This window comes from Pseudomonas sp. BRM28 (genome assembly GCF_002939405.1).
Lineage (GTDB): Bacteria > Pseudomonadota > Gammaproteobacteria > Pseudomonadales > Pseudomonadaceae > Aquipseudomonas > Aquipseudomonas palmensis.
This window is the reverse complement of sequence record NZ_PEFV01000001.1, coordinates 1,784,611-1,797,676: the sequence shown is the minus strand read 5'-3', so window position 1 is coordinate 1,797,676 and position 13,066 is coordinate 1,784,611. Positions and strand designations below refer to the sequence as shown.

Here is a 13,066-nt window from a genome sequence, read left to right as displayed (position 1 = left end):
TTTCAGGCGTTGCCGGAGAGCTTGAGCCGCGCCGCCTGGGTGAAGTCCAGCATGCGCTTGAGTGGCTTGAGTGCCTGCGGGATAAGCGCCGGCTCGACGAAGATCTCGTTGCTACCCTCGCGCAGGCACTGCAAGGTGCGCTCAAGCGTGTTCATCGCCATCCACGGGCAGTGAGCGCAACTGCGGCACGCCGCGCCGTTGCCGGCAGTGGGCGCCTCGACGAAGACCTTGTCCGGGCACAGCTGCTGCATCTTGTAGAAAATGCCGCGGTCGGTGGCCACGATGAAGGTCTTGTTCGGCATGCGCTGCGCAGCCGCAATCAGCTGGCTGGTGGAACCCACCGCATCGGCCAGGTCGATCACCGCCTCTGGCGACTCGGGGTGCACCAGGATCGCCGCGTCCGGGTACAGCGCCTTCATGTCCAGCAACTGACGCGACTTGAACTCCTCGTGAACGATGCAGGCACCGTCCCACAGCAGCATGTCGGCGCCGGTGTTCTTCTGGATGTAACGGCCCAGGTGCTGGTCAGGCCCCCAGATGATGGTCTCGCCATTGTCCATCAGGCTTTCGACGATCTCCAGCGCACAGCTGGAGGTCACCACCCAGTCGGCCCGTGCCTTGACCGCCGCCGACGTGTTGGCATACACCACCACGGTGCGCTCGGGGTGCTTGTCGCAGAACGCCGAAAAGTCCTCCACCGGGCAACCCAGGTCGAGCGAGCAGGTGGCCTCCAGGGTCGGCATCAGCACGCGCTTTTCGGGGTTGAGGATCTTCGCCGTCTCACCCATGAAGCGTACACCGGCCACCACCACGGTCTTGGCCGGATGCTGGTTGCCGAAACGGGCCATCTCCAGCGAGTCGGACACGCAACCGCCGGTCTCCTCGGCCAGGGCCTGGATCACCGGATCACAGTAGAAGTGGGCCACCAGCACGGCGTCCTGAGCCTTGAGCTCGGCGGCGATGGCGGCACGGTAGTCAGCCTCTTGCTCGGGCGTCAGCGGCTTGGGCTGCTTGGCGTCGAGGTGGGCCTGGACCAGAAGGCGTTCGGAAATCTGGGTCATGTTCGCAAGACCTGCAGGCGCTAGTGCGCGTAAGTCGAGTGTATCACCGAGCCCTGGCAAATCGGATAACGGTTCAGCCTGTACGACAGAACCAAAGACCCTCTGCGGCCTCGGGTTTTATGGGTTGCCGAAGGCTACAGTTAATCGAATGAATTCTAAAGGGTTTTTTGCCAAACCAGGCTGGCGGGGCAAGCCCGCCAGCCCAGCGGTCAGTTGCCTGCCGGTTGCAGGCCGCCGAGGCTGGACATCACCAGCGCGGCGAACTCTTCAACGGTCATCTTCTGCCCGTTGAAGGCCACCTGGCCATCGGCATAGTGCAGGTTGGCAATGATGTCATTGCCCTTGAGCGTGGCCAGCTTGGAATACAAGGCCATCTGCCCGACCATCTCGCCGGCCATTGCGGCCTGCTTGACCTGCGCCTCGTCCTGCCCTTCCAGGCTGGCCTGCAAGGCTGCCAGGTCACCGATCATCGGCTTGGACAGCGACAAGCTGCTCTGCAGTTTCTCGATCATCTGGCGCACCAGCTGATCGGAAGGCAGGTCGGCCGACGTCGGCTTGGCCAGGTCCAGGGTGAGGTTGAAGCGACTTTCACCGTTGGCGGTCTTGAAGGAAAGGTCCTCCACGGCCACCTGAGGCTTGCCCGCCAGCAACTGCATCATCTGCACCTGCATCAGCGCCTGCTCTTCGGCATTCAGCTCCAGCTCGGGTGGTTGGCCGGCAGCGGCCGTCTCCTGCAGCTGGGGCATGTGCTTCTCATAGATCGCCATGATCGCCTGCAGCGCAGGGATATCGAAGCGGTTGACCGCCACCACCAGTTGCCCGCCGCCCACGGCCTTGCCGTCATAGGTGATGGCGTCGACCTTGTAGGCGGCCCTGGCATCGACCTTGTCGCCGGTGACCTTGTAGGTGTTGCGTTGCTCCACACCCTTGACGGTCAGCGGTACCTGGCGATCGCCAAAGGTGAAGGCGCTGTCGTCCAGGGTCACGTCGGCCTGGCCTTCATAGAAGTCGTAGGGCGTCAGGGTGAGGTCTGCAACCAGTTTCAGGCCCTTGAGGTCGAACTTGAGCGGCGGCGTCTCGCTATCGACCATCGACACCTGCAAGGTGCCCATGCTGCCGTCGAGCTTGAGGCGCTTGCCTTCGAAGTCGCCGCTCATGCCCAGGTCGAAGCCGGAGAACTTCACCGACGAACCGTCCTTGGCGATGTCCAGGGGCATCAGCCTCAACGTGCCGTCATACGACTGGTCATAGCCCAGGCTGAACTCGCCCTGCACCGGCGAGACATCACCGCTGGCCGCATACCACTCGGCTGTGGTGGCATCCTTCTCGATCGAGGTGCTGGATGCCGCCATCACCGGCATCAGCTTGAATGCCTTGACCCGCTGCCAGGGAAACGGCCCGTGCTCGATGCGATCGACCAGGGTCAGTTCCAGGTTGCTCGGCTCATCGCCCAGCTCCAGGTTCTGCACGGTGAACCTGTAACGCGCGACACTGCTGAACAGGTGTTGCTCCAGCGATACCAGCTCAAGCCGCGCCGTGGCACCCAGGCCCTTGAACGACTTTTGCATCTGCAGATTGGACTGTGCGGTAGCGTGCTCCAGCACGCCAGGCAACTGCTTGCCCGTATACCACGCCCCGGCCGTGCATACGGCCGCTACGGCGACGGCAAGCCCGCACACCACTCCCAGTGTTTTCTTCATGAATTGATCCGTTTGCTATCCATATTGAGGTGAAGCGATGTTACTCGTTGACGTCCATGAACTCCCGCGCCCAGACGATGTAGTCGCCGGGTACGGTGTAGGTATGGGTGAGTTCGGTGGCACTGAGGTCCGAGGCGCTGCTGGTGATGCGGCGCTGCTCGCGCAGGCAGTCGTAGGTGGCCTTGATCGCGGCGAAGTAGGCGCCATGGCCATCCACGGCGATACGCACGCCTAGCTCGGCCAGACGCGTGTCGTCGTGCAGCTGCGGGTTGCCGTAGGTCACCAGCATCAGCGGCACGCTGACGTGGCGGGCAATCTCTTCGAGGTGATCGAAATCGCGAATGCCGACCATGCACACGCCGTCGGCGCCAGCATTCTGGTACGCGACCACGCGGGCAATGACTTCTTTGACCGGGATCAGCGCGGCATTGGTGCGCGCGATGATCGACAGCTCCTGGTCGACGCGAGCCTCCAGGGCAGCGCGGATCTTGCCCACGCCTTCGTCGATGCTGATCAGGTCGGTGGACTTGCGCCCGAACTGGGCAGGCAGCAGGGTGTCTTCGATGGTCAGCGCAGCCACGCCGGCGCGCTCGAGCTCGGTGACGGTGCGCATCACGTTCAGCGCGTTGCCGTAGCCGTGGTCGGCGTCGGCGATCACCGGCAGCTGCGCGACACGCCCGATGCGCGTGGCCTGCTCGGCAAATTCACTCAAGGTGATCAGGGCAAAGTCCGGAGCCGCCAGCACCTGTAACGAAGCCACCGAGCCGCCCAGGATGCCGACTTCGAAGCCGAGGTCGGCGGCGATTCGCGCAGACATCGGGTCGAACACGGAAGCCGTGTGATAGCAGACCGGGGAGGCCAGGAGTTTACGAAAGGCACGGCGCAAATCTTGGTGGGAGGCTCTAGGCATGATCATTCCAGTTTCTTCATCTTCATTCTGGAGGAGAACATACCATTCCTGCCCGACACTCCGACAGTCGCCAGACCCGAACCCAAACAAAAATAAGCGAACAGAAAACGAAAACGCCCCCCTCCAGAAGCCCTGCACGCGCTGCCCCCTCCTCATTCTGAGGGAGAGACCTGTCGCGGCTTGCAGGGCTGTCGAGAGTGACCGCCCAAGGGCAATCTCAGACCGAGGCCACGATGAAGGTGCGCTTGAACGGGAACAGCGTGCGCCCGTCGTCTTCACGCGGGTAGTGCGCTTCCAGAAGCCTGAGGTACTTGCGCAGAAAGGCCTCACGGTCCTCGTCATCCAGGGAGCTGAGCACCGGGCGCAGTGCCGAAACCTTGACCCAGTCGAACACCGGCGACTGGCCTTCGACCACCTGCAGATGCTCGGTTTCCCAGATATCCAGCTTGCTGGTAAGCGGCGCCAGCAACCGGTAGTAGCAGTCCAGGGACAGGACATTGCGCGCCGACATGAACTTGCGCAGCTCCAGCGTACCGATCACCCGGCCCGCAGGCCCGCATTCGCTCAGGGCCCTGAGCATCAGGTGGTACCAGGGTGCATCCCGCCAGTTGGGCATGTGCAGCGCCAGGTAGCCGCCAGCGTGCAGATTGCCGAGCAGCCGCGGCAGCAGGTTTTCGTGGTCCTCCATGAAATGGAGCACGGCAGCGGCGAACAGCAGGCTTGCCGGCTGCTTGGGCTCCCACTGGTCTATGTCACTGTTCAGCCATTGGGCATTGACCGGCAGGGCTCGGGCCTCGGCGAGCATTTCCGCCGAGCTGTCGACGCCGAACAACTGTGCCTCTGGCCAGCGTTCGGCCAGCAGCCGGGTGGCGATTCCGGTACCACAGCCCAAATCATAGATGGACGCTGGTGCCTGCAACGGCAGGTGATCGAGCAGCTCGATCACCGGACGCTCCCTCAAACGCGAAAACTGCTGATAGCCTTGCGGGTCCCAGGTCGTACTCCCGCGCAGACCCTGTTGCTGTTTTACAAGCATTGCCACGTTCCTCTCGCTCCATGCGATCAATATTGCCGTCCAAGATTGTTCAACACCCTCAACACCAGCGCGATACCACGTCGCGTTTGCGGCTCGCGCAGCAGTTGCACCAGGCCCAGCAGGCTTGGTGGCTGGGTATCGCTGCTCTGCGCCTGCGCCATGCGCAGCGCGTTGCCCACGGTCCAGGTCAGGGCTGTCACGTCCTCGAACCCATGGGCCAGCTTGTCCACCATCGCGGTGTCGAGCAGGTCGACCAGGTCGGACCCCAGCGACAGCAAGTCGATGATGTTGTCCATGCGACCACTGACCAGCAGCGGTTCGAGTTTTTTCATCAGGGCATCAACGCCCGGGTGAGCAAGGTGTTCCACGGTAGGTTCGAAGGTTTCCATATCGACGTACTCCTGCACCGCTCGACTCAGATCATTCCACGGGCAACCGCCCAGTAGAGGCCCCGGTTGAATCCATTGCGCAACAGGCCGCCCAGCTTGGTCGGCGGGGTGGGCACCACATCCTGCTGGTAGTTGTAGGTCAGTGGCATGCCGGCGTTGAGGCCCATCTGCGCAACGGCCTGGACCTTCCCGTCGTAGACGGCGCAGGGGGTGCCCAGGCGGATCTCGCCGGCGATGTTGTTGGCCACCACCGGTGCCTGGTTATGGCAGGCACCGCCCGCCTTGCTGATGGGCAGGTCCATGGTGTCGCCGATCACGTAGACGTTCTCCAGGCCGTAGACCTGCAGGGTCTCGTGGTTGGTCGGCAGCCAGCCCTCGTTGTTGGGGGCCTGGGACGCACCGCTCTGTATCACCGCGTCCACTGCACGAATGGGTGGGGTCGCCATCAGGATGTCGAACGGCTGCGCCTGGCCTTCGGCCGAATAGGCAATACGTTGATCCGGGTCCACGCGGTCCAGGGTGAAGCCACGCTGAAACCTGATGTTCTTCTGTTCAAAAAGGGTGGGCAACAGTTCTCCGGTTGGCCGCTGCATGAACAGACAGTTTCTGAGCAATTGCGCAGTGGTCGGATAGGTATAAACAATTTCAACGTTATTGCGAACACCGCGACGGCGCAGCAAGTCATCCAGCATCAAGGTAGTTTCCACCGGCGCAATACCGCACTGATGCGGAACATTGGGCGTCTGTGGGAAAGAAACGGATATGAAGATGCGCCCTTTTTCAATCGTCATCAGACGTTGCGCCAATTGTCGCGCCGCCTTGTATTGATAGAAATGATCCCCCGCCTCCTGCAGCCCCTCGATGCGCTCGGGAGCGGGTACGCAGCCCGTCGCGATCACCAGAAAGTCATAGCCCACGCGCCTTCCAGAGCGGGTGTGCAGGGTTTGCCCGGGGAAGTCGAAGCGGGTCACCTCCTCCACCTGGAAGTCGATTTCAGGTCGCAACAGCGAACGCTCGGGCCGTTTCAGGTCTTCCTGGAAATAGCTGTTGAAGGCAACGTACATGAAGGCAGGTTTGTAATAATGATCCGGCGAATTCGACAGCAGTTTGACCGTGACCTGGTGTTTGAGTATTTCCGGGTAAAGTTGTCTGACCAATTGATTGGCGAGCATGGTGCCGCCTACACCTCCCCCCACGATGACAATAGTTTTAGACATAGCCCCACTCCCTGGCTGGTTTTGAATCCATGCCAAGTACCATAGCAATTATAAAAAAATGCCATATACAGAATCGCTATAGCAAAACAGACATTAATTTCTGTTTCAAAAAAATATTATCATCCCACCGGTGAAACTCTGCCCACTTAGCATTATTCCTTGGCACAGGCAGACTCTCCTCAGCCGCTGGCTGCTTTGTGTGAAATTTTATTAACGTTTCAATTTTCACGCCTGATTGCTGTTGACTTCGCTCCCCCTCCTGAGTAAATTGCGCGGGCCGGAAATCCGGCCTTTTTCAACTCACCAAAGAAGCCAATGGACATAGTATCTAGACGCTGTCTGGTCATTGCCGCTGCGCAACGCCAGGCACTTAACCCTGAAAATGACGGGACTCGACTCCGCGGTCGGGTAAGCTGCGCTAGGGCTTGATGCTCCAACGTGGCTTGCCTCCCCGGTTCGTCCGGTCGCGAGGCACACGTTATGTACTTCACTTCTTCTGCAATACCGGGCGTACGCGCCTTCACTTCAGCCCTGCGGGCCAGGCTTCTGCGCGCGCCCAGGCTGCCCGTGCGTGCGCCAAGGCTCCTCTGCGACTCCCCTGCCAGCAGCGCCTTGCGGGCCCGTTGGCGCGTCTGCTCCACAAGCGGCCAACGCCAGCAGCGCTGGAGCCTGGACGACAGCCAGGACCCACCGAGTCGGGGTGCCGCCCTGTTTCTGCAGCACGCCTGATCCAGGTTTGCATGCATTCGGGGTGCGTACTTCCCCTTGAATAAACGGCAACTTTGCGCTTATTAAAAAACGAATTTCCTAGTTGGAAAATTCGCCGGCACTTTATTGCCTTCGCATTAATAAAAATCTGTGGAGCACATTATGGAAGAGGCCAGTAGTCGGTTCGCTGCCTGTGCACGTTCATTCAACAGGCAGCGAACGTCACCGCTAAAGATTCCACTCTTCGAATCGATCGCCTGCCCGCGACTCGACATACTTTCACTCGCCTATGATTAGTTGAGTTGTCGGTGTGTCGTGCCGCGAGCAGGCGGCAGGAGCACAGACCATGACTGTAAAAAACCCAACACCCCGCCACACCCACCCCACCCGTGACAGCAACAAGCTGTCGATGCGCGCCGCGCGCGAGGCCCAGAACGGCCTGGCCGTTACCCTGGCCAACGTCAACTCCAGCCCCGCCGGGCTCACCGAAGAAGAAGCCCAGGGCCGCCTGCAACGGGACGGCCACAACGAAGTCGCCCATGACCGTCCGCCCCATGCACTGGTGCAGTTGCTGCACGCTTTCAACAACCCCTTCATCTATGTGCTGATGACCTTGACGGGTATCAGTTTCTTCACCGACTTCTGGCTGCCGCTGCAGGCCGGCGAAGAAACCGACCTGACCGGCGTAATCATCGTGCTGGTGATGATGTTGGCGAGCGGCGTGATGCGTTTCTGGCAGGAACACCGATCGGCCAAGGCCGCCGAAGCCCTGAAGGCGATGGTGCGCACCACCGCAGCCGTGCTGCGGCGCGAGCAGCTAGGGGCCCAGGCGCGGGTTCGAGAACTACCCATGCGCGAACTGGTGGTGGGCGACATCATCCAGCTGTCTGCCGGCGACATGATCCCCGCAGACATTCGCCTGATCGAGTCCCGCGACCTGTTCATCAGCCAGGCGGTACTGACCGGCGAAGCCTTGCCAGTGGAAAAGTACGACACCCTGGGTGCGGTGCAGGAAAAATCCGCCAAGGCCCAGGCCGCCGACCAACAGGACCTGCTGGACCTTCCCAACATCTGCTTCATGGGCACCAACGTGGTCAGCGGGACCGCCACGGCCGTGGTGGTCGCCACCGGGGCTCGTACCTATTTCGGCTCACTGGCCCGCTCCATCGTCGGCTCCCGCGCGCAGACCGCCTTCGACCGCGGGGTCAACAGCGTGAGCTGGCTGCTGATCCGCTTCATGCTGGTGATGGTACCCATCGTGCTGCTGATCAACGGCTTCACCAAGGGGGACTGGGCCGAAGCCTTCATGTTCGCCCTGGCGGTAGCGGTTGGCCTGACCCCGGAAATGCTGCCGATGATCGTCAGCGCCAACCTGGCCAAGGGTGCGGCCGCCATGGCCAGGCGCAAGGTAGTGGTCAAGCGCCTGAACGCGATCCAGAACTTCGGCGCCATGGACGTACTGTGCACCGACAAGACCGGCACCCTGACCCAGGACCGCATCATCCTCGAACACCATGTCGATGTCGGCGGCAACCGCTGCGACGAGGTGCTGCAACTGGCCTGGCTCAACAGCCACCACCAGAGCGGCATGAAAAACCTCATGGACCGCGCCGTGGTCAGTTTCGCCGAGGACAATCCGCAGTTCACCCCTCCGGCAGCCTGGCGCAAGGTCGATGAACTGCCCTTCGACTTCGTACGTCGGCGCCTGTCGGTGATCCTGGCCGATGCCAGTGGTGGTCACCTGCTGGTGTGCAAGGGCGCCGTGGAAGAGATGCTGGAGACCGCCAGCCGGGTCCGCCAGCAGGGCACTGCCGTAAGCCTGGATGCCGAGCGCCGTTCGGCCCTGCTCAAACTCGCCGAGGCCTATAACCGCGACGGCTTTCGCGTGCTGCTGGTGGGCACCCGCCAAATAGCCGCAGGCGAGACGCAGACCCAGTACAGCGCCAGCGATGAGCGCGAGCTGATCATCGAAGGCTTGCTGACCTTCCTCGACCCGCCCAAGGAAAGCGCCGGCCCGGCCATCGCCGCACTGCGCGACAACGGCGTGACGGTCAAGGTACTCACCGGCGACAACCCCACCGTTACCGCCAAGATCTGCCGGGAAGTGGGCCTGGAGGCAGGCGAGCCGCTGCTGGGCCGCGACATCGAGCACATGGACGATGAGGTGCTCGCGCGCCGGGTGGAAGAGCGCACGGTGTTCGCCAAGCTCACGCCACTGCAGAAGTCCCGCGTACTCAAGGCCCTTCAAGCCAACGGCCACACCGTCGGGTTTCTGGGTGACGGGATCAACGACGCCCCTGCCCTGCGCGACGCCGACGTCGGCATCTCGGTGGACAGCGGCACCGACATTGCCAAGGAGTCGGCAGACATCATCCTGCTGGAAAAGAGCCTGATGGTACTGGAGGAAGGGGTGATCAAGGGTCGCGAGACCTTCGGAAACATCATGAAGTACCTGAACATGACCGCCAGCTCCAACTTCGGCAACGTGTTCTCGGTGCTGGTCGCCAGTGCCTTCATCCCCTTCCTGCCGATGCTGGCGATTCACCTGTTGCTGCAGAACCTGATGTACGACTTCTCCCAGCTGGCGCTGCCATGGGACAAGATGGACAAGGAGTACCTGGCCAAGCCACGCAAATGGGATGCCCGGAACATCGGGCGGTTCATGCTGTGGATAGGGCCAACCTCATCCATTTTCGACATCACCACCTTCGCGCTGATGTGGTACGTGTTCGCCGCCAACAGCGTGGAAATGGCCAGCCTGTTCCAGTCGGGCTGGTTCATCGAAGGGCTGCTGTCCCAGACCCTGGTGGTGCACATGCTGCGCACCCGCAAGATCCCGTTCATCCAGAGCACTGCAGCCTTGCCGGTAATGCTGGCGACGGGGCTGGTGATGGCGCTGGGAATCTACGTGCCCTTCTCGCCGCTGGGCAGCATGGTCGGCCTGGTTCCGCTGCCGTGGGAATACTTCCCTTGGCTGGTGGGCACACTGCTTAGCTACTGCGTGGTCGCCCAGACCATGAAGACCTTGTACATCCGCCGCTTCAAGCAGTGGTTCTGAAGAACGTGGCTCAGGGAGAACGCCTATGCGCGTACTGATTTGCGCCGGCCGCCATTACGCCGACAGCCGGGTGTGCCGGCAGGTTCTGGAAGCTTTCCAGCGCCTGCACCCGGTGCAGGTGGTCATCCACGGTGGCAGTCAGTTCCTCGGTGCGCATATCGAGGACTGGGCCCGGGAAAACGCAGCCCACATCGTGCGCTACCCACCCAACTGGCAGCACCACGGCAAACAGGCCGAACGCCTGCGCAACCGCTTCATGCTGGCCGATAGCCGACCGGACATCGTGCTCGCGCTGCCCGGCGGGGCAGACACCGAAGAACTGCTCGACCAGGCCCGAAGCCAGGGCTTGCAGACACTCTCGGCAGGCAACCCGTAGACCGGTGACCCCCTCCCGCGCCAGCTCGCACCCAGCCGAGCTGGCGCGAACGCAATCTCCAGGTCAACCCGCAGATCACGGTTCAGTTGCTGAACAGAGAGGGAAATTCAACAGACGAAAAAAAACCCGCTTTCTCATGGAAAGCGGGTTTTTCGAAATGGTGGGTCGTGTAGGATTCGAACCTACGACCAATTGGTTAAAAGCCAACTGCTCTACCAACTGAGCTAACGACCCGTTGCGTGGGGCGTATAATACTGATTTCCTTAAGGAAATCAACACCCCACCGTAAAAAAAAATCAAAAATATCGGGTTGGGTCGGCCACGCCGGCTGCCCGGAAGCCATCTGCACGCAGGCGGCAGCTGTCGCACTTGCCACAGGCACGGCCTTGGTCGTCAGCCTGATAACACGACACAGTGAGGCTGTAGTCGACACCACGCGCCATGCCCGCCTGAACGATCTGCGCCTTGCTCAGGTTCTGCAACGGTGCCTGGATGCGAAAGCCCTGCCCCTCGACACCGGCCTTGGTGGCCAGGTTGGCCATGCGCTCGAATGCCTCGACGAACTCGGGACGGCAATCCGGGTAGCCCGAGTAATCCACCGCGTTCACGCCGATGAAGATATCCCGCGCCTGCAACACCTCGGCCCAGCCCAGCGCCAACGACAGGAACACGGTATTGCGCGCTGGTACGTAGGTCACTGGAATGCCTTCACCCGGCGTCTCGGGTACATCGATGCTGCTGTCGGTCAGCGCCGAACCACCAATACCATCCAGGCTCAGGCCGATCACCTTGTGCTCGACTGCACCCAGGTCACGGGCAACTCGCGCAGCGGCGTCCAGTTCGGCGCGATGACGCTGGCCGTAGTCGAAACTCATGGTATAGCAGCTGTAGCCTTCGGCCTTGGCCATCGCGACCACCGTGGCCGAGTCCAGGCCACCAGACAGCAGGATTACCGCACGTTTATCAGTCATGACATCACTCCCCAATCAGCGTCCCGGCTCGTCGTTCCACAATTGCTTGTGCAACTGCAGTTGAAAACGAACCGGCAAATTATCGGCCACGATCCAGTCGGCCAGGTCGCTGGCCTTGACCTGATGGTGGCTCGGCGAAAACAGCACCTCCCCGGCACGCTTCTCCAGACCATACTGGATCAGCTTGGACACCGCCCAGTCATAGTCTTCACGGGAACAGATGACGAACTTGACCTGATCGTTCGGGGTCAGCAGCTCGATATTCTCGTAGAGGTTGCGGTGCATCTCTTCGGAGCCCGGCGTCTTGAGGTCTACCACCCGGCTGACGCGCTGGTCGACCTTCGAGATGTCCAGTGCTCCGCTGGTTTCCAGCGACACCTCATAGCCGGCGTCGCACAATTGCTTGAGCAAGGGGATGGCGTTGGGTTGGGCCAATGGCTCACCGCCAGTGACGCACACGTAACGCGGGCGAAAACCAGCCACCTGCTCGAGAATCGAGTCGAGGCTGCGCACGGTGCCACCACTGAAGGCATAGGCACTGTCGCAATACTGGCAACGCAAAGGGCAGCCGGTGAGACGTACAAATACCGTGGGCAGCCCAGCGGTACGCGTTTCACCCTGCAAAGAGTAAAAAACTTCGGTAATTCGTAATGTGTCTTGCATAGTCGCCACGGGCGTAACAGCTAAACAGGCTGTCCGCCTCCGTCAGGCACTGCAGCGAACCCGGCATCGCGTAGTTCGCAGCAGCGTGTGTCAATAAAAGGGCATCGATTCTAACGAAAAAACCCGCGACTAGCGCGGGTTTCTTCCAGGCGGGCAGTTCAGAGCTTCTGCAGGTCGCGCTGGGCCAACTGTGCGGCGGAGGTACCCGGGTACTGGGTGACCACCTGCTGCAGAATACCCTTGACCCGGTCGGTGTGACCCAGGCGGCGCTCGACATCGGCCAGCTTGTACAGCGAGTCCGGCACCTTGCTGTGCTTCGGATACAGCTGGCTGACCTTGGCAAACGCCTGGCCGGCGCCCTGCAGGTCGCCCTTGGCAAGGTTCACTTCACCCAGCCAGTACTGGGCATTGCCGGCGTACTGACTGTTGGGGTACTTGCGCAGGAAGGCATTGAATGCCTGGCTGGCCTTGTCGAAATCCTTGGCCTTGATCAGGTCGAAAGCAGCGTCGTAATAGAGCTTTTCTTTCGCCGGGTCGCCAGGTTCGCTACTGGCCGCAGGGGCGGTGGCCGCGCCTGCAGCGGCACCGGCGGCTACATCACCACCGGTGGAGGAATTCTCGGGAGTTGCAGCGGGTGCACCGCCGGCTCCGATACGCCGATCCAGGTCCTGGTAACGCTCCAGGCCTTCCTGTTTCAGGCGGGCTATATCGTTTTGCAGTTCTTCGATCACGCCTTGCTGGCGCGAAATCTGATCCTGCATCTGCTGCAATTGCATGAACAGCTGACCCTGCGCCGAGGCAGGGGCCGAAACCCCTCCCCCGGCGTAGGCGCCGCTCGTACCATAACCCGCTGGCGGATAACTGCTTGCGCCGTTATAGCCAGCGTTGTCATCAACAACAGGAACCTCGGCCCAGGCCACGAGTGGCAGGGCGAGAGCCAGGACGGTTACAGCACGGCGGCACGTTCGCATATCGAA

The 13,066-nt window shown here is 61.4% G+C and carries 11 protein-coding genes and 1 tRNA gene; 2 read left to right on the top strand and 10 right to left on the bottom strand.

The window, feature by feature from the left end; translation table 11 throughout:
- Positions 1-2: 2 nt before the first annotated feature.
- The 6 genes from nadA to CR917_RS08550 all read right to left on the bottom strand — a co-directional run bounded on the left by nadA (position 3) and on the right by CR917_RS08550 (position 6,313).
- Positions 3-1,061: a quinolinate synthase NadA gene (gene nadA / locus CR917_RS08575; RefSeq protein WP_043864228.1), complete on the bottom strand. Its 1,059-nt coding sequence runs from the start codon at positions 1,059-1,061 to the stop codon at positions 3-5.
- A 209-nt stretch (positions 1,062-1,270) separates the two neighbouring features.
- Complete coding sequence (locus tag CR917_RS08570; protein WP_104572127.1) at positions 1,271-2,761, bottom strand: YdgA family protein; 1,491 nt, start codon at positions 2,759-2,761, stop codon at positions 1,271-1,273.
- 40 nt (positions 2,762-2,801) lie between these two features.
- Entirely contained in the window at positions 2,802-3,671 is an 870-nt protein-coding gene (locus tag CR917_RS08565; RefSeq protein WP_104573149.1) for an oxaloacetate decarboxylase, read from the bottom strand.
- Positions 3,672-3,888: 217 nt separating this feature from the next.
- Complete coding sequence (locus CR917_RS08560; RefSeq protein WP_058541514.1) at positions 3,889-4,707, bottom strand: methyltransferase domain-containing protein; 819 nt, start codon at positions 4,705-4,707, stop codon at positions 3,889-3,891.
- 26 nt (positions 4,708-4,733) lie between these two features.
- On the bottom strand, positions 4,734-5,096 hold the full coding sequence (locus CR917_RS08555) for a DUF1641 domain-containing protein (RefSeq protein WP_078480035.1): 363 nt from the start codon (positions 5,094-5,096) through the stop codon (positions 4,734-4,736).
- Between the two features lie 26 nt (positions 5,097-5,122).
- The gene (locus tag CR917_RS08550) at positions 5,123-6,313 is read right to left on the bottom strand and encodes an NAD(P)/FAD-dependent oxidoreductase (RefSeq protein WP_104572126.1); all 1,191 of its coding nucleotides are present in this window, start codon (positions 6,311-6,313) and stop codon (positions 5,123-5,125) included.
- 1,054 nt (positions 6,314-7,367) lie between these two features.
- Between CR917_RS08550 and mgtA the strand changes: the two genes are divergently transcribed.
- Together mgtA and CR917_RS08535 are read left to right on the top strand one after the other, a co-directional pair.
- The gene (gene mgtA, locus CR917_RS08540) at positions 7,368-10,079 is read left to right on the top strand and encodes a magnesium-translocating P-type ATPase (protein WP_104572125.1); all 2,712 of its coding nucleotides are present in this window, start codon (positions 7,368-7,370) and stop codon (positions 10,077-10,079) included.
- A gap of 25 nt (positions 10,080-10,104) precedes the next feature.
- The gene (locus CR917_RS08535; RefSeq protein WP_078480038.1) at positions 10,105-10,455 is read left to right on the top strand and encodes a DUF2493 domain-containing protein; all 351 of its coding nucleotides are present in this window, start codon (positions 10,105-10,107) and stop codon (positions 10,453-10,455) included.
- 158 nt (positions 10,456-10,613) lie between these two features.
- On the opposite strand, the gene CR917_RS08530 is transcribed toward CR917_RS08535, so the two are convergent.
- The 4 genes from CR917_RS08530 to ybgF all read right to left on the bottom strand — a co-directional run bounded on the left by CR917_RS08530 (position 10,614) and on the right by ybgF (position 13,060).
- Positions 10,614-10,689: transfer RNA gene (locus tag CR917_RS08530), tRNA-Lys, on the bottom strand.
- 62 nt (positions 10,690-10,751) lie between these two features.
- Entirely contained in the window at positions 10,752-11,426 is a 675-nt protein-coding gene (gene queC, locus CR917_RS08525) for a 7-cyano-7-deazaguanine synthase QueC (RefSeq protein WP_078480039.1), read from the bottom strand.
- Between the two features lie 15 nt (positions 11,427-11,441).
- Positions 11,442-12,089, bottom strand: coding sequence for a 7-carboxy-7-deazaguanine synthase QueE (queE, locus tag CR917_RS08520; protein ID WP_043864236.1), 648 nt, complete (start codon positions 12,087-12,089; stop codon positions 11,442-11,444).
- Between the two features lie 158 nt (positions 12,090-12,247).
- Entirely contained in the window at positions 12,248-13,060 is an 813-nt protein-coding gene (gene ybgF / locus CR917_RS08515) for a tol-pal system protein YbgF (protein WP_104572124.1), read from the bottom strand.
- Positions 13,061-13,066: the final 6 nt, after the last annotated feature.

Bases quoted from the DNA above. Each gene is read 5' to 3' on its own strand.
- CR917_RS08550 (WP_104572126.1), bottom strand. From the start codon at position 6,313: ATGTCTAAAACTATTGTCATCGTGGGGGGAGGTGTAGGCGGCACCATG.
- CR917_RS08535 (WP_078480038.1), top strand. From the start codon at position 10,105: ATGCGCGTACTGATTTGCGCCGGCCGCCATTACGCCGACAGCCGGGTG.
- CR917_RS08565 (WP_104573149.1), bottom strand. From the start codon at position 3,671: ATGCCTAGAGCCTCCCACCAAGATTTGCGCCGTGCCTTTCGTAAACTC.
- CR917_RS08555 (WP_078480035.1), bottom strand. From the start codon at position 5,096: ATGGAAACCTTCGAACCTACCGTGGAACACCTTGCTCACCCGGGCGTT.
- CR917_RS08570 (WP_104572127.1), bottom strand. From the start codon at position 2,761: ATGAAGAAAACACTGGGAGTGGTGTGCGGGCTTGCCGTCGCCGTAGCG.
- nadA (WP_043864228.1), bottom strand. From the start codon at position 1,061: ATGACCCAGATTTCCGAACGCCTTCTGGTCCAGGCCCACCTCGACGCC.
- mgtA (WP_104572125.1), top strand. From the start codon at position 7,368: ATGACTGTAAAAAACCCAACACCCCGCCACACCCACCCCACCCGTGAC.
- queC (WP_078480039.1), bottom strand. From the start codon at position 11,426: ATGACTGATAAACGTGCGGTAATCCTGCTGTCTGGTGGCCTGGACTCG.
- CR917_RS08560 (WP_058541514.1), bottom strand. From the start codon at position 4,707: ATGCTTGTAAAACAGCAACAGGGTCTGCGCGGGAGTACGACCTGGGAC.
- queE (WP_043864236.1), bottom strand. From the start codon at position 12,089: ATGCAAGACACATTACGAATTACCGAAGTTTTTTACTCTTTGCAGGGT.
- ybgF (WP_104572124.1), bottom strand. From the start codon at position 13,060: ATGCGAACGTGCCGCCGTGCTGTAACCGTCCTGGCTCTCGCCCTGCCA.